Origin of the sequence: Bradyrhizobium sp. SMVTL-02 (assembly GCF_051853005.1) — a bacterium.
Taxonomy (GTDB): domain Bacteria; phylum Pseudomonadota; class Alphaproteobacteria; order Rhizobiales; family Xanthobacteraceae; genus Bradyrhizobium.
Genome location: NZ_CP182469.1, coordinates 7,413,594 through 7,428,481 on the forward strand (window position 1 = coordinate 7,413,594; position 14,888 = coordinate 7,428,481).

General features: G+C 64.2%; 13 protein-coding genes, 1 tRNA gene and 1 pseudogene. 8 read left to right on the forward strand and 7 right to left on the reverse strand.

The window, feature by feature from the left end; genetic code table 11:
• Nucleotides 1-385: 385 nt before the first annotated feature.
• Entirely contained in the window at nt 386-1,612 is a 1,227-nt protein-coding gene (locus tag ACNJYB_RS35535; RefSeq protein ID WP_439371290.1) for an ABC transporter substrate-binding protein, read from the forward strand.
• A gap of 242 nt (nt 1,613-1,854) precedes the next feature.
• Here the strand turns inward: ACNJYB_RS35535 and ACNJYB_RS35540 are convergent, their stop codons facing one another.
• Nucleotides 1,855-3,417, reverse strand: coding sequence for an adenylate/guanylate cyclase domain-containing protein (locus ACNJYB_RS35540; protein ID WP_439371291.1), 1,563 nt, complete (start codon nt 3,415-3,417; stop codon nt 1,855-1,857).
• 190 nt (nt 3,418-3,607) lie between these two features.
• Here ACNJYB_RS35540 and ACNJYB_RS35545 point away from each other — a divergent pair, with 190 nt between their 5' ends.
• Nucleotides 3,608-4,699 (forward strand): enolase C-terminal domain-like protein, encoded by a 1,092-nt coding sequence (locus ACNJYB_RS35545; protein WP_439371292.1) that lies wholly within the window; start codon nt 3,608-3,610, stop codon nt 4,697-4,699.
• Between the two features lie 211 nt (nt 4,700-4,910).
• Here the strand turns inward: ACNJYB_RS35545 and ACNJYB_RS35550 are convergent, their stop codons facing one another.
• The gene (locus ACNJYB_RS35550; protein WP_439371293.1) at nt 4,911-5,150 is read right to left on the reverse strand and encodes a hypothetical protein; all 240 of its coding nucleotides are present in this window, start codon (nt 5,148-5,150) and stop codon (nt 4,911-4,913) included.
• A 456-nt stretch (nt 5,151-5,606) separates the two neighbouring features.
• On the opposite strand from ACNJYB_RS35550, the gene ACNJYB_RS35555 reads away from it, so the two are divergent.
• Nucleotides 5,607-5,918 (forward strand): hypothetical protein, encoded by a 312-nt coding sequence (locus ACNJYB_RS35555; protein ID WP_439371294.1) that lies wholly within the window; start codon nt 5,607-5,609, stop codon nt 5,916-5,918.
• A 99-nt stretch (nt 5,919-6,017) separates the two neighbouring features.
• On the opposite strand, the gene ACNJYB_RS35560 is transcribed toward ACNJYB_RS35555, so the two are convergent.
• Nucleotides 6,018-6,092, reverse strand: a tRNA-Val gene (locus ACNJYB_RS35560).
• A gap of 72 nt (nt 6,093-6,164) precedes the next feature.
• A complete protein-coding gene (cpdR, locus tag ACNJYB_RS35565; protein WP_007597092.1) occupies nt 6,165-6,524 on the reverse strand; it encodes a cell cycle two-component system response regulator CpdR in 360 nt (119 codons plus the stop codon).
• Between the two features lie 352 nt (nt 6,525-6,876).
• Between cpdR and ACNJYB_RS35570 the strand changes: the two genes are divergently transcribed.
• The 3 genes and pseudogenes from ACNJYB_RS35570 to ACNJYB_RS35580 form a co-directional block, all read left to right on the forward strand.
• Nucleotides 6,877-7,767 (forward strand): N-formylglutamate amidohydrolase, encoded by an 891-nt coding sequence (locus ACNJYB_RS35570; RefSeq protein WP_439371295.1) that lies wholly within the window; start codon nt 6,877-6,879, stop codon nt 7,765-7,767.
• Nucleotides 7,768-8,293: 526 nt separating this feature from the next.
• Nucleotides 8,294-9,076, forward strand: a complete 783-nt coding sequence (hisN, locus tag ACNJYB_RS35575; protein WP_439371296.1) for a histidinol-phosphatase — start codon at nt 8,294-8,296, stop codon at nt 9,074-9,076.
• Nucleotides 9,073-9,186 (forward strand): annotated as a pseudogene (locus ACNJYB_RS35580) (tripartite tricarboxylate transporter substrate binding protein); the annotation flags it as partial. The gene hisN and the pseudogene ACNJYB_RS35580, both read left to right, overlap by 4 nt.
• A gap of 125 nt (nt 9,187-9,311) precedes the next feature.
• On the opposite strand, the gene ACNJYB_RS35585 reads toward ACNJYB_RS35580, so the two are convergent.
• Both ACNJYB_RS35585 and ACNJYB_RS35590 read right to left on the reverse strand, forming a co-directional pair.
• Nucleotides 9,312-10,260 (reverse strand): IS630 family transposase gene (locus ACNJYB_RS35585; RefSeq protein ID WP_439368321.1). Its coding sequence is split into 2 segments (ribosomal slippage): nt 9,312-9,923 and nt 9,925-10,260, totalling 948 coding nucleotides; the frame shifts between segments, so codons are not numbered across the junction.
• Between the two features lie 102 nt (nt 10,261-10,362).
• Entirely contained in the window at nt 10,363-11,253 is an 891-nt protein-coding gene (locus ACNJYB_RS35590) for a LysR substrate-binding domain-containing protein (protein ID WP_439371297.1), read from the reverse strand.
• Between the two features lie 92 nt (nt 11,254-11,345).
• On the opposite strand from ACNJYB_RS35590, the gene ACNJYB_RS35595 reads away from it, so the two are divergent.
• Nucleotides 11,346-12,098: a sulfite exporter TauE/SafE family protein gene (locus tag ACNJYB_RS35595; protein ID WP_439371299.1), complete on the forward strand. Its 753-nt coding sequence runs from the start codon at nt 11,346-11,348 to the stop codon at nt 12,096-12,098.
• Nucleotides 12,099-12,108: 10 nt separating this feature from the next.
• Here ACNJYB_RS35595 and ACNJYB_RS35600 read toward each other — a convergent pair whose 3' ends face one another.
• Nucleotides 12,109-12,741 (reverse strand): LysE family translocator, encoded by a 633-nt coding sequence (locus ACNJYB_RS35600; protein ID WP_439371300.1) that lies wholly within the window; start codon nt 12,739-12,741, stop codon nt 12,109-12,111.
• 212 nt (nt 12,742-12,953) lie between these two features.
• Between ACNJYB_RS35600 and ACNJYB_RS35605 the strand changes: the two genes are divergently transcribed.
• Nucleotides 12,954-14,750: an adenylate/guanylate cyclase domain-containing protein gene (locus tag ACNJYB_RS35605; protein WP_439371302.1), complete on the forward strand. Its 1,797-nt coding sequence runs from the start codon at nt 12,954-12,956 to the stop codon at nt 14,748-14,750.
• Nucleotides 14,751-14,888: the final 138 nt, after the last annotated feature.

The window sequence follows — 14,888 nt, forward strand, 5'->3', positions numbered from 1 at the left end:
GGGCCACGGGTGGGCTGTCTCCGCGGCGGAATTGCCCAGGGTTGCGGAGTAGCCCAGCGTGGAGAGAGCCCTCACTCGCCGCGCTCTGCGACGCGTCGGCCTCTCCCGCAAGCGGGAGAGGCAGAGCAAGCCCGCGGACGATCCCGGTGAAATCCATATGCGATAGCCCTGCCTCCAGGGGAGGGTAAGAGCAAGTGCCACACGACCACTCGATCAGAAATCGATGCAGCGCGTCAACACGCCTGCCGCTTTCGTCGGCGTCACCAGTTGCGCTGCTTTGTAGCAAACGCCCCAGCCACACGATCGCCAAACGCTTGACGTAGATCAACTCGCCTCGGTGCGGATTGAGCCGACCTCGTTGGGGGCCAACGACAAGGGTTCGAACATGCGCGTCATCGGCAGGATGCTGTTCGTGTCCATGATTGCCGTCGCATCGCTCGGCGCGATGTCGCAGCAACAGCATTCAGAGCAAGTGCCAAGCGAGAACGAAATCCGGATCGGCAATGTCATGCCGTATTCGGGACCCCTGTCGGAATTCGGCGCGATCGGCCAGGCGGAAGCTGCCTATTTCGACATGGTCAACGCGCGCGGTGGCATCAACGGGCGCAAGATCCGCTTCATCACCCGCGACGACAATTCCGATCCGGCGGCCGCGCTTGAGCTGACGCGCAATCTGGTCGAGAAGGACGACGTGCATGTGATGTTCGGCTCGTTCGGCACGCCCGGCAATCTCGCCACGCGCTGGTACCTGAACGAGAAGAAGATCCCGCAGTTGTTCGTCGCCTCCGGGGACGAGGAGCTGAGCCAGGCCCGGGCGTTTCCGTGGACCATGGGCTGGCAGCCGTCGTTCCGGTCGGAGGGGCGCATCTACGCCAACTACATCCAGGCCTATTATCCCCTGAAGAAGATCGTCGTGCTCTGGCAGAACGACCAGTTCGGACGCCAGCTCTACAAGGGCATCCAGGAAGGCCTCGGTGACCTGAATCGCCACGTCCTCGTCGACATCGCCTTCGACATCAACGACGAGCATCTCGAAGGACACATCTCGATCCTCAAGCGCGCGGGCGCCGACATTTTCGTCTTTCTCGGCGTGCCGTCGAACGCGTCCAAGGTGATCAAGCTGGCGGCGTCGCTCAAATGGCGCCCGGTCTTCATCGTGAACGATGCCTCGGCCACGATCGCCAATGCGATGGCGCCGGCGGGCCTGGAGAATTCGGCCGGCGTGATCTCGGCGGCCTTCCTGAAGGATCCGAGCGATCCCGCCTGGAAAGACGATCCAGCCATGAAGGAATGGTTCACGTTCATGGACAGGTATCATCAGGTCGAGAGCACCAACAACAGCGCGGCGGTCTACGGCTACGCCGCGGCCGAGGCGCTGATGCAGGTGCTGAAGCAATGCGGCGACGATCTCTCGCGCGAGAACATCATGCGCCAGGCGGCCTCGCTCAGGGACTATCAGCCGTCGGTCGCCCTGCCCAACATCAGGATGAACACCTCGCCGGAGCGCTATCTGCCGATCAGGCAGATGCGGCTGGTGCAATTCGACGGCCGCTCGTGGCAGCCGTTTGGGGACGTGATCGAGACGGCGTTCACGGAAGGCGCGGCGCGGTGAGGTGACGTGCGTAGTGCTTTAGCCGCTTGTAGGAGAGCGGCGCTGTACCGTCTCGAAGAAGGAGGTGCGCTCCCTCCCCCGCTTGCGGGGAGGGTTGGGGAGAGGGTGCATCCGCAATCGAGAACCCCCAAGAGGACAGAACCCTCACTCGGCGCTTCGCGCCGACCTCTCCGGCAAGCGGGAGAGGCGATGCACCAGTCTCCTGGCCCACAGTCGGGCACACTCAGAACGAACCCGCCCCCTCACGCCGGCCTCAGCGAGGCCAGTGCGTTCTCCAGTAGTGAGCGCACGCGGGCGGCGTCGCCTGACTTCACCATCGCCGGGTCGAGATAGAGCTCGAGCCCCGGCGCGCGCTCGGTGATGATGCCGCTCTTTTCCGCCGCGGCGTCGTTCAGGGCGTCGACCGAATAGGGAATCACTTCGCGGCTGATGCCCTTCATCGTGATCGCGGGCAGGGCGTGGGCGCGGACGATGTCGCTGACGAGGGCGAAGGTCTCGTAGCTGAGCACGATGCCGCCGGGCTCGGCGATCGATTGCAGGCGCGCGGCAAGGTTCGCTTCGGCACCGATGATGGTGTAGTCCATGCGGTCGGTGCTGCCGAAATTGCCGACATTGCAATAGCCGGAATTGATGCCCATGCGCGAGCGGAACGGCTGCTCGATGCCGGACGCCCGCCATTTCGCATTGAGCTCGGCAAGGCGCTGCTGCATGCGCCAGGCCATCTGCAGACAGGCCTGCGCATCGGCGCGGTCGCCCCTGGTCTCGGGGTCGCCGAAGAAGATCAGCATGGCATCGCCGATGAACTTGTCGACGGTGCCGCCATATTCGAGGGCGATCGCCGACATCTCGGTGAAATATTCATTGAGGAGCTGGGTCAGCAATTCGGGCTGGAGCCGCTCCGCGGTCGCGGTGAAGTTCTGGATGTCGGAGAAGAAGATGGTGAGCTTCTTGCGCTCGGTGTGGATGGTGACGTCCTTCTGGCCGGAGAAGATGCTCTTGTAGACCTGCGGCGGGATGTAGCGCGAGATCTTCATCGACAGCGAGGCCAGGAAGTCGTTGGCGGATTCGAGCTCCTTGTTCATGGTCTTGATGCGGCGCGCCTGGCGGCGCTGCAGCGACAGGAACGACAGGCCGCTGCCGGCGGCGATCAGGAAATAAGCCAGCAGGAACTTGAACGAGAAGATGTTGGCGGCGATCGGCTGGGCGATGATCACCTCCTGGATGCCCCTGATATCCCCCACCTTCCAGTCCTTCTTCGGGCTCTCGGGATGGCTGTTGTGGCAGCTGACACAGGCCGGCCCCATGGTGACGGGCGCGATCAGGCGGACCTTGTCTGAGAACAGCGAGGTCTCGGTCTCCACCATCTTCTGCTCGGGGTCCTTGCGCAGCGCATCGAGCGAGTCCTTCTCGAACTTGTCGAGCTGGTGCGGGGCGCGGTTCTGGAACGGAAAGTCCGAGACGAAGCGGTAGGTGATGTTCTCCTGCTGGGCGCCGATCACCCGGCCGAGCTCGAGCGACAGCGTCGCCGGGATCGGGATCGCGCCGGGCACGGATTCGTAATTATGAACGACCCGGGTGGTGCCGTTCGGATTGGCCAGCACCCGCCCGACCACGTTGGTCGCGTAATAGCTGCGCACGCTGGTGATCACCGAATTGAGATCGGCGGCCTGCCGGCGCAGCGCGGTCTTGGAGAGCTCGGTCAGGTCCAGCCATACCGCGAGCGGCAAAGCGAGCAGCAGGAAAGCGATCGCGGCACCTGTCAGGACGCCGCTCTTGCGCTGTTCTTCGGTGATCTCTTGTTTCACCCTGTGGCTCCGTTGTGTGCGGTTTTGTCGCAAACCCCCGGGATTTGCGGCACGGCCCCCGGCGGCACAGAGCCAATAAAAGCAGGTCCGCGCAACCCCATTTTATGGTGGTCGCGCCAGGCGCCTTTTCGTTTCATGACGAATGTCTAAGATCGGCATGAACCTGCATTGATCTTCCGGAACCAGTGCCATGACCGAGACCATCCGCATCAAGCGCTTCCACGCGCGCCCCGTGATCGTGCCGATGAACCTGCCGCTCCTGACCTCGACCGGGGCGGTCGCCAGGGCGCCGCTGGTGCTGATCGACTGCGAGACCGACCAGGGCGCGGTGGGGCACGCCTACCTGTTCTCGATCACGCCCTCCGCCTTGAAGCCGCTGACCGCGATGGTCACGGAGATGTCGGAGCTCGTTGCCGGCGACGAGCTGCTGCCGTTCGAGATCGAGCGCAAGCTGAGCCAGCGCTTCACCTTGCTGGGCCTCGCCGGCCTGCAGCGGCTGGCGCAATCCGGCATCGACATGGCGGCCTGGGATGCGCTCGCCCGCACACGCGGCCTGCCGCTGGCGCGCCTGCTCGGCGGCACACCGAAACCGGTCAGGGCCTACAATTCGAAGGGCCTCGGCATCATGCCGGCGGGCGCCGCAGTTGAGGAGGCGCACAAGCTGCTGGCCGAGGGCTTTCATGCCGCAAAGATCCGCGTCGGCCGGCCCGAGGCGCGGGAGGACCTCGCCGTGGTGCGCGCGGTGCGCAAGGCCGTCGGCGACGAGGTGACGCTGATGTGCGACTACAACCAGGCGCTCACGGTCACCGAAGCGATCCGCCGCGGCGAGATGCTCGACGACGAGGGCCTCACCTGGATCGAGGAGCCGATCCGCCACGACGACTACGCCGGCTGCGCCCGCATCGCGGATGCGCTGTGCACGCCGGTCCAGGTCGGCGAGAATTTTGACGGCGCGTTTGCGATGCAGTCCGCGCTGTCGGCGGAAGCCTGCGACTACGTGATGCCCGACGTGCAGCGCATCGGCGGCGTCACCGGCTGGCTCCGCGCCGCTGCGCTCGCGCACGCTGCCGGCATCGAGATGTCGACGCACCTGTTCTCGGAAGTCAGCGCGCATCTGCTCTGCGTCACGCCGACGGCGCACTGGCTGGAATATGTCGACTGGGCCGACGCGGTGCTGGCGAGCCGGCTGACGATCAAGGACGGCTTTGCGATCCCGGGCGAGGAGCCGGGCAACGGGATCGCGTGGGACGAAGCGGCGGTGAAAAAGTATCTGGTGGGGTGATCACGGAGTGCGCCGCAAGGACGACGTCGTCCTGGCCTAGTGTGCAATTGCGCAAGGCCGCAACTCTTCACCACCGTCATTGCGAGGAGCCCTTGCGACGAAGCAATCCAGACCGCTACGGCGGAACGATTCTGGATTGCTTCCGCCTTCGCCGAGGCTTCGGCGGACGAGTCGCTGCGGGGAATCTGGCGCGATAGCATGGCCCGTAACACTACCAGACCTCCGCGCCCGGAATTTTCTTCCGCACCGCCATGCGCTGTATCCAGATGCAGCGGCGGACGGATCTGTTGGAGCGGCCGACGGCGGAGATCCCCTCGCCGGCCTGCAGCAGCGGCGCCACGCTCTGACGCAGTTCGCGGCAGCGCTGAAGCTCGGCCTGCCAGTCGATGATCGCGGCGTCGGCGCGCGACGCCATCAGCGCCAGCGCTGCGGCAAGACAGCTCGTCCGCATCGTTCCCCTCACTGCGATTCATCTCCGTCGCGCCGGTAGCCCCGATGGATGCACCGGACGATAACTCAACTTCGGGCGGGCGGCGAGAGCTTGCCTCGTGCGTGCCACGACAGCCGACAGCCTCGACTAACCCTTCCGTGATCTCGTGACTACCGCCGATCATGCAATCCTGAAAACGCGGGCGCTACCAGCAATGGTATGACGATCAGCATTCAAACAATCCTGCAAACGACCAGAGGTGAACATGACCCGGCCCGAAACGTCTCCAAGCACCATCAGGCCACCGCGATTTTCAGGACGTCGTCATGTTGCGGCGGTGACCGCGGCGCTGTTTCTCGCCGCAACGTTCTGGTCGGCCGGAGGGCGCGTGCTGCCGCAAACGACGCCGAGGCACGGGCCATCTTCGAAAGATTCATCGCGGCGCAGAATGCGCATGACGCGGACGCGGTGAAGGCCATGCTGCTGAACTCGCCCGGCACACTGCTGTTTGCCAGAGGCATCGAGACGCGCGGCCGCGATGACGTCGCCGCGCGCTTCAAGGGCTATTACGAGGGCACCTGGCACCTCGAGCCCGACATGTCGAAATTCCACGTCGCCGTGCTCTCGAACGAGGCCATGCAGATCCTCGTCCCGATCGTTTTCACGCGCGCGCTTCCGGGCGAGCCGCCGCAGCAGAATACGTTTCTGATCAGCCAGACCTATGTTCAGGACGCGACCGGCTGGCACGTCGCCTCGATCATGCCGGTCGCGAATACGGAACTGAGATAGAGGGGATTGGGCTTGCCGACCGTGGCTCGCGACTGCGAGCCGCCTGCGCCCGTTGGGCTCCGGCGTGGCATCCTTCTCTCTGCTATCGCGAGCGAAGGATGGTGGGCACGACAGGGATCGAACCTGTGACCCCTACCATGTCAAGGTAGTGCTCTCCCGCTGAGCTACGTGCCCTAGAGGTCATTTCATCGGTGGGGTCCCTATAACGGCTCAGGGGACCCAGCGCAAGGACGGAACGGCGCCGATTTAGGCCGCCAGCATCTTGTTCACTTCGCTGACCAATTCGCGCAGATGCACGGGCTTGGACAGCACCTTGGCGTTCTTGGGGGCGTCCGAATCCGAGTTCAAGGCCACCGCGGCAAAGCCGGTGATGAACATGATCTTGATGTCGGGGTCGAGTTCCGAGGCCCGGCGGGCGAGCTCGATGCCATCCATTTCCGGCATCACGATATCGGTCAGCAGCATCTCGAACGGCTCCTCCCGCAGCCGCTGATAGGCGGCCATGCCGTTGTCATGGGACGAGACCTGAAAACCGGCGTTTTCCAGCGCCTTGACCAGGAAACGGCGCATGTCGTTGTCGTCTTCGGCGAGCAGGATCTTTGGCATGGCAGGAAACGTCGAATCCCCAGAGGATATCAGCAGAGGTCACTTAGCCCGACAGAGGGTAAATTTGGGGTGAAAATCTTTACCATGGGCCGGCTGCGCTGCCTGCTCTTTGTGGACCCGAACGGGCTCCGAATCAATCGAGCCGGACGAGCCGGTCCCCACCCCGGAGCCCGCACGGTTAAGACCAGTTCCAGCGTCCATCACATCTTTTCGCTTGGCAGAATGGTTGCGATTCCGGACAATGACGACACATAAGAGCCGCTCGACCGGCCGAATCATTCGATCCGGGGCCATGCCGGATCGTGCGGCGCCACAGGGGGCGAAGCCTGAGCAAGGGACGAAGCCTGAGAAGATGACCCGGTTTGACGGCGAGATGTCGCCAGCGTTCGAGATCTTCGAGCCCGCCGAATGGCGCGCGCCTGTCATCTTCAACTCGCCCCATTCCGGCTCGACCTATCCGGACGAATTTCTGGCAGCGTCGCGGATCGACCTGCCGACGCTGCGGCGCTCGGAAGATTCGTTCATGGACGAGCTGATCGGCCACTTGAGCGCGCGCGGCTTTCCAACCGTGCGGGTCAACTTTCCGCGCTCCTATGTCGACGTCAACCGCGAGCCCTATGAGCTCGACCCCCGCATGTTCACCGGCCGCCTGCCGAGCTTTGCCAACACCCGCTCGATGCGGGTCGCCGGCGGCCTCGGCACCATTCCGCGCGTGGTCGGCGACGGCCAGGAGATCTATCGCGACCGCATCCTGGTCGACGACGCGCTGGGGCGGATCGAGACGCTGTACAAGCCCTATCATCGCGCGCTGCGCCGGCTGATCAACAAGGTGCACCAGATGTTCGGCACCGTGGTGCTGGTCGACTGCCATTCGATGCCGTCGGTCGGCGTCAGCAGGGACGAGCCGCGCCGGCCCGACGTCGTGATCGGCGACCGCTACGGCACCAGTTGCACGCCGCTGCTGCCCGACAGGGTCGAGGAGACCATGACGGGGCTCGGCTATTCGATCGGCCGCAACAAGCCCTATGCCGGCGGCTTCATCACCGAGCACTACGGCAACCCCGCGAGCGGCCTGCACGCGGTGCAGCTCGAGCTCAATCGCGCCATCTACATGGACGAGCGACGGCGCGAGCGCAGCCCGCGCTTTGCGAAAGTCGCCGCCGATTTCGCGGTGCTCGCCGACGTGCTGGCCACCACGATCCCGTTCGGAGATCTCGGCCCGTTCCAGGCCGCGGCGGAATAGACGACAGCTTTTCTTTTCGCGCGCTCGGCGCGCGCATCCGGCGCGAACGCATTTGCGCTTCGCCTTGTTGCGCGCTCTGAAACGAAAGCAGGGCCAAAGAAAAAAGGGCCGCTTCTGATGAAGAAGCGGCCCAAGTCTAGGGAGGAAACGCCCAAGGAGGGCAGCGGTAACGCAGAGCGCTACCGCACCGCAACAATATGCGGCCGCGTCGCACAAAGTGCAAGGGCTTTTGCGTCGATTCCCATGCACTACGCACATGGCTCAGTTGCTTTAAGAGAAACCTAGATTCAGTTCCTTTGATAAGGAATTTCAATGGGTTGATCATCATTTGCATACAAACAAGGCATGGTCGGAACCAAGTTTTCAACTCTGTGATCGATATTTGGCCAGCAAATGGCTCACTTGGGGCAGCCATGTCGGGTATTCAAAATACCGGGGTGCAAATCAAGACAGCGCTGCACGCGAGAGGCGAATTGAGCTACGCAGGAGCGAGCTTCACACTGACTTTCGTTTCGAGGAACTCACCGTGACGGTGATCGACTTCTCCGCCTTCATCGGACGGCTCGCCACCGCCGCCGGCGAAACCATCCTGCCGTTCTTCCGCACCTCGCTGTCGATCGACGACAAGAGCAAGACCAAGGATTTCGACCCCGTGACGGAGGCCGACCGCGCGGCTGAAGCGGTAATGCGGCGGCTGATCAAGGCGAGCTTCCCCCAGCACGGCATCGTCGGCGAGGAATTCGGCAATGAGCGCGAGGACGCCGACTATGTCTGGGTGCTCGACCCCATCGACGGCACGAAGTCGTTCATCGGAGGCTTCCCGATCTGGGGCACGCTGATCGCGCTGCTGCACAAGGGCACGCCGGTGTACGGCATGATGCACCAGCCCTTCATTGGCGAGCGCTTTTCCGGCGACAACGGCTCGGCCAATTACAAGGGCCCCTCCGGCGAGCGCCGGCTCCAGGTCCGCCGCTGCGCCTCGCTCGCGGAAGCCACGACCTACACCACCTCGCCGCTGCTCATGAACGAGCGCGACCGGGCCATCTTCGGCCGGATCGAGCAGGGCGCCCGGCTGTCGCGCTATGGCGGCGATTGCTACTCCTATTGCATGCTGGCGGCTGGCCATGTCGACCTCGTGGTCGAGACCGAGCTGAAGCCCTACGACATCGCGGCCCTGATCCCGATCGTGACCGGCGCCGGCGGCGTCGTCACCACCTGGGAAGGCAAGCCGGCCCAGGGCGGCGGCCGCATTGTTGCCGCGGGCGATGCCAGGGTTCACGAAGAAGCCTTGCGGCTGCTCAACCAATAACAAAGGCGAGCGTGCTGCTGCCGTCATTGGCATCGGCGCAGAATTTTCCCACAAAACCGATCAAGCTGATCGTGCCGTTCCCGGACGGCGGGCCCAACGAGAGCGCAGCGGGTGAGGGCTTTCGCCTCTCGGGGCATCACCCCGGCGGAGACACCCTCTCCCCAACCCTCTCCCCAACCCTCTCCCGCTTGCGGGAGAGGGAGCGCACCTCCGATGCAGAACGCGCTAGAGCGTTTCACATTTTGATTGAAGCATAACCGGCGCTGGCGAAGTAGTTGGCGCATTCGCGAGGCTGGATGTCTTGGACGAGGTGACCGATATGGCGCCAAGTCTCCTCGATTGAGCGCTTCTGAGCTTGCCGCATCCAGTGTTTGATCTTGGAGAAGGCCTGTTCGATTGGGTTGAGGTCGGGCGAGTATGGCGGCAGGTACCAGAGTCTGGCGCCAGCAGCCTTGATCATTTGCCTGACGGCTTTCGACTTATGGCTTCCGAGATTGTCGAGAATGACGATGTCGCCTTCACGCAGGGTTGGCAGGAGAATGTGCTTTACGTAACCACGGAAGCATTCACCGTTGATCGGGCCATCGAAGACGCAGGGTGCCGTGAGTTGGTCATGGCGGAGCGCGCCGAGGAATGTGAGGGTACGCCAGTGACCGTGCGGAGCGAAGCCGCGCAGGCGCGCCCCTTTGGGTCCCCAGCCTCGCAAAGGGGCCATGTTGGTCTTGATCCAGGTCTCATCGATGAAGACGAGCCGGCCCGGATCGAGCCCGGCCTGCCAGGCTCGCCAACGCAAGCGCCTACGAGAGACGTCGGCGCGAGCCTGTTCGAGGGCGAACAGTGTTTTTTTTGAACCGCAGCCCTTCCCGGCGCAGGAACAGCCAGACCGCATTGTGTGAGACCTTGACCCCACGGGCTGCCAGTTCCGCCTTCAGACCATGCAGCGTCAGGTGCGGCGTCTGAGTAATCCGCTCGACGATGAAGGCGCGGTGCGGATCAAGCACAGGCTTGCGGTGACCACCCATCTTGCCAGGCGCTACCGAGCCGGTCGTTCGATAACGCTGTGACCACTTCACAACTGACGAGACAGCAACGCCAAACCGTTCCGCCACAGATCGGCAGCTCTCACCTTTGGCAACAGCGGATACCGCACGCTTACGCAAATCGTTGGAAATTGGTCGGACCATCGGATGCTGGCCTCCAGCCCAGCCAGCATCTTGAATCATATTCGTCCCAGACCCGGAATCCCTTCCGATTCAATAAATCCGTGAACCGCTCTAAGCGTCCCCTCACACCGCCTCTGCCCGCAGATGCTCCACCAGCAGCTTCGCCGGCCTTGGCAGCGTCTTGAAGCTGCGCGCGCAGATCACGAGCTTGCGGTTGGCCCAGGCGTCGCGCAGGCGGATCATGGTGAGCGGCATCAGCCTGGCGCAGCGGCGCGCGGCGGATATCGGCACCAGCGCGATGCCGACATCGGCGGCGACCATCTGGCAGATCGCATCGAAATCGCGCATGCGTGCGCGGTAATGCGGGCGCATGCCGAGCCGGGCGGCGTGTTTCGAAATGTGCATCTGGAGCGCGGTGGCGCTGGTCAGCCCGACGAAGTCGCAAGCGCCCGTCTCCTGAAAATCGATCTGGCGACGGCCGGCGAACGGGCCGCGCCGCGATGTCACCAGCGTCAAATGATCCTCGCTGAACACGAAGCGCTCGATGTGGTCCGGCAGCGCATGCTCGGCGGCGAAACCGAGATCGGCGGCGCCCGCGGTGATCGCGGCCGCGATATCCGTGCTCTCGCGCTCCTCGATGTCGACGGCGACGTCGCGGTACTCGTGCAGGAATCCGGCCAGCGCCTTGGGCAGGTGCTCCGACAGGCCCGAGGTGTTGACGAGGAAATGCACGCTGGCGCGCACGCCGCTGGCAAAGCCCGCGAGATCGCCACGCATGGCGTCGATCTGGTGAATCACCAGCCGGGCATGGTCGAGCAGGCTCTCGCCGGCCGCCGTCAACTCGACGCCGCGGCGCCCGCGCTTGAGCAGCGCGACGCCGAGCGCATCCTCGAGTCCCTTGATGCGCGCGCTGGCCGAGGCGAGCGCCAGATGCGACCGCTCCGCGCCGCGCGTGATGCTGCGCTGGTCGGCGACCGCGATGAAGAGCTGGAGATCGACGAGATCGAAACGCATGGGCGGATTTCTCCCCAGCCTACGCAAGGCCCGAAGGCTGTCTCCGTAAGCTCCAGATTGTGCCTGATCGCGGCTTCGGTCAATGTGCCGGCATGATCGACCCGCTCCTCTTCATCATCGCCGCCGTGTTCCTGGTCGCCGGATTCGTCAAGGGCGTGATCGGGCTTGGGCTGCCGACCGTCTCCATGGGCCTGCTCGCGGTGAGCATGGCGCCGAGCCGCGCGATCGCCATCGTGATCGTGCCGGCCATCGTCACCAATATCTGGCAGACATTCGTCGGCCCCTACTTGCGCGACATCCTCAAGCGGCTGTGGCCGCTGATGATAGGCACCGTGATCGGCTGCTGGCTCAATGCCGGCGCGCTGACCGGTCCTCATGCGAGCTACGGCACGATCGTGCTCGGCGTGCTGCTCATCATCTATTCCGCGATCGGGCTGAACAAGTTCCACTTCCGCGTTGCGCCCAGGAACGAGAGATGGGTCGGCGGCGTGGTCGGCGTCATTACGGGCGTGATCTCGGCCTCGACCGGCGTGCAGGTGATCCCCTCGATGCCCTTCATGCAAGCGATCGGCATGGAGAAGGACGAATTGGTGCAGGCGCTCGGCGTGTTCTTCACCACCGCGACGCTGGCGCTCGCCTTCAACCTCACCGCCGGCGGATTGCTGACGCCGGCCAATGCCGTGCCCGGCGCCGTGGGCCTTGCCATGGCCTTTGCCGGCATGTTCATCGGCCAGTCGGTGCGGCAGCGGATGCCGGCGGAAGCGTTTCGCCGCTGGTTCCTGATCGCGATGATCCTGCTTGGCCTGTATCTCGCCGGCAGCGCGCTGGCGAAGGAGTTCGCGTAATTCGGACGATTTACCGGCTCTCCAGCATTGCGACGCGGATACCGAGATAGATGAAGAGGCCGCCGAGCGCGCGATTGACCCAGGCGATCGCGCCCTCGGAGGTCGGCAGGCGATGGGAGGCCTTGGCCGCAAAGGCCGCGAGCACCAGGCACCACAGCGTTCCCGTAAAGATGAAGATCAGCCCGAGCGTCAGGAAGGCGAGCGGCTTGTGGGGCGCGTCAGCTGCGACGAATTGCGGCAGGAAAGCCAGGAAGAACAGCGCGACCTTGGGATTGAGCGCGTTGGTGAAGACGCCCTGCAGGAACACCCGCCTCAGCGAACTCCGCTCCGGCTCGTCGGTGGCCAACGCCAGCGCCGGCCGCGACCACAGCATCAGGAGGCCTGTCACGACCAAATAGGCCGCGCCGACCAGCTTCAGGATCGAGAAAGCCGTCGAGGAGGCCATCAGCAGGGCCGAAAGGCCGATCGCCGCGCCCGCGACATGGAAAAAGCAGCCGCAACTGATACCGAAAGCGGCGGCGGCTCCGCCCCGCCAGCCCATCTGCATGCTGCGGCCGATCACGTAGACGCTATCGGGCCCGGGCGTGATGTTGAGCAGTATGCCGGACAGGACGAAGAGCCAGATTTCGTGAATGCCCACCATGCGAAATGCCCCCCGGTGCCGTCAAACCGGGCTTAATCGGTTCGCTCCGCCCCGTCCACCGCCGGGATTGCGCAGGATTTACGTCGAATTTGCAATGCGGTTGATACTTTCACACGGCCGCATCTGCTTTATAAAGGCAGGGTTCTTGAAATCCGCGATTCGAGGCGACTGCCACGCCGTGGCCGGTCCCCCTCCCTTGGAGCTCCGAGGATATGGAAAGACGTCTGGCAGCCATCGTCTGCGCCGATGTCGCCGGCTATTCGCGCATGATGGGCAGCGACGAAGCCGGCACCCATGCCGCCTTCAAGGCCCATCGCGCTGCGATTCACCCCATCATCCTCAATCACGGCGGCCGCGTCGTGAAGAACACCGGCGACGGCTTCCTGCTGGAGTTCGCCTCCATCGTCGGCGCCACCGAGGCGGCGATCGCGATGCAGACGCTGATGGCGGAGCGGAACCACCATCTGCCCGCCGATCGCGCCATGCAATTCCGGCTCGGCATCCACATGGGCGACGTCATCGCCGACGAGGACGAGGTCTTCGGTGACGATGTCAATATTGCCGTCCGCCTCGAATCGGTGGCGCGCCCCGGCGGCTTCGCCATCTCGGCCAAGGCCTACCGGGAGGCGTGCAAGCATCTCACCGTGCCGCTGACCGATGCCGGCAACCATCGCTTCAAGAACATCAAGGACGCGGTCGGGGTCTTTACCTGGATGCCCGAGGGCGCGCCCGCGCTCGCGCCGGAGCTTCGGGAGGCATGCGTCCTCTCGCAGCAGTACCGCACGGCGATCGTCGGCGTGCTGCCCTTCGCCAATCTCAGCGACGCCCAGGACGAATATTTCTCCGACGGCCTCACCGAGGATCTGATCCACGCGCTCTCGCTGCAATCCTTCTATCGCGTGCTGAGCCGCAACTCGACCTTCGCCTTCAAGGGCAAGAATCTGAGCACGCGCCTGATCGCGCGCGAGATCGACGCCACCTATCTGATCCAGGGCTCGGTGCGGCGCGCCGGCGCCAAGATCCGCGTCACCGCCGAGCTGATCGCGCCGGAGACCGGCGAGCAGCTCTGGACCGGGCGCTACGACCGCGACATCGGCGATTTGTTCGCGATGCAGGACGAGATCACCACCAACCTGTCCGCCGCCATCGCCACCGAGATCGTCCGGGCGGAAGCATCCGCGCCGGCGCGGCTCTCGACCGACGTCTCGGCCTGGGACCGCTTCCTCAAGGGACTGTCGCACTACTACCGGCAGACCAAGGAAGATCTGGCCGCCGCGGTCGACCTGTTCCGGGAGGCGATCCAGCTCGATCCCAAGCTGTCGATCGCGCATGCCTATCTCGCCACGATCCAGATCCAGAGCATCCAGTTCGGCTGGGTCAAGGGCACAAGGGAGATGTGGGCTGAGGCGATGAACCTCGCCGAGACCAGCGTCCGGCTCGACCCGCGCTCCTCCTTCGCGTTCTCGATCCTGTCCTGGGCCCATGCGATGGAGGGACATTACGAGGCCGCGATGGACGCCGCCAAACGGGCGGTCGCGCTCAACCCCTATGACCACGGCGCACGCGGCGTGCTCGGCATCTGCCATTTCGTCATCGGCGAGCATCGCGAGGCGATCGAGCTGTTCTCGATGGCGGCGCAGCGCGACAACAGCGACCCGCGCTACCAATGGGCCGCGCTGAACGCCTTCAGCCATTATCTCCTAAGACAATATGACGCGACCCTGTCGTGGGCCCGCGAGCAGCTCTACATCAACCCGAACCACATGCAGGCGCTGGCGATCCGCGCCGCGGCGCTGGCGCAACTCGGGCGGACCGACGAGGCCGACGAGGCCACCAAGGTGCTCATGACGAACTACCCGACCCTGAACGTTGACCGTCACCTGCGCAATTTTCACTGGAAGCGCCCGGAGAACCTCGCCCATTACCGCGAGGGACTGCTGAAGGCCGGCGTGCCGCTCGGCAAGCTGACCCTGGTCCAGAGCGACGTCAAACGCGCCGCCGAGTCCTGACGAGCCGCGACGGCCCCATCCTGCGCGGCAAGCTGCTCGCGTCCGCTGTTGTTGACAGGACAGTGAAATCAGCCACACTTCATCACACGCTGAAGTAGTATACTCTGCTGTCGGTTTGTTAGGACTTTGCGCGCTTGA

What these genes read in the sequence shown, in the direction of transcription:
- cpdR (WP_007597092.1), bottom strand. Translation starts at nt 6,524, where the DNA reads ATGCCAAAGATCCTGCTCGCCGAAGACGACAACGACATGCGCCGTTTC.
- ACNJYB_RS35535 (WP_439371290.1), top strand. Translation starts at nt 386, where the DNA reads ATGCGCGTCATCGGCAGGATGCTGTTCGTGTCCATGATTGCCGTCGCA.
- ACNJYB_RS35590 (WP_439371297.1), bottom strand. Translation starts at nt 11,253, where the DNA reads ATGCGTTTCGATCTCGTCGATCTCCAGCTCTTCATCGCGGTCGCCGAC.
- ACNJYB_RS35550 (WP_439371293.1), bottom strand. Translation starts at nt 5,150, where the DNA reads ATGCGGACGAGCTGTCTTGCCGCAGCGCTGGCGCTGATGGCGTCGCGC.
- ACNJYB_RS35545 (WP_439371292.1), top strand. Translation starts at nt 3,608, where the DNA reads ATGACCGAGACCATCCGCATCAAGCGCTTCCACGCGCGCCCCGTGATC.
- ACNJYB_RS35595 (WP_439371299.1), top strand. Translation starts at nt 11,346, where the DNA reads ATGATCGACCCGCTCCTCTTCATCATCGCCGCCGTGTTCCTGGTCGCC.
- ACNJYB_RS35600 (WP_439371300.1), bottom strand. Translation starts at nt 12,741, where the DNA reads ATGGTGGGCATTCACGAAATCTGGCTCTTCGTCCTGTCCGGCATACTG.
- ACNJYB_RS35555 (WP_439371294.1), top strand. Translation starts at nt 5,607, where the DNA reads ATGCTGCTGAACTCGCCCGGCACACTGCTGTTTGCCAGAGGCATCGAG.
- ACNJYB_RS35605 (WP_439371302.1), top strand. Translation starts at nt 12,954, where the DNA reads ATGGAAAGACGTCTGGCAGCCATCGTCTGCGCCGATGTCGCCGGCTAT.
- ACNJYB_RS35570 (WP_439371295.1), top strand. Translation starts at nt 6,877, where the DNA reads ATGACCCGGTTTGACGGCGAGATGTCGCCAGCGTTCGAGATCTTCGAG.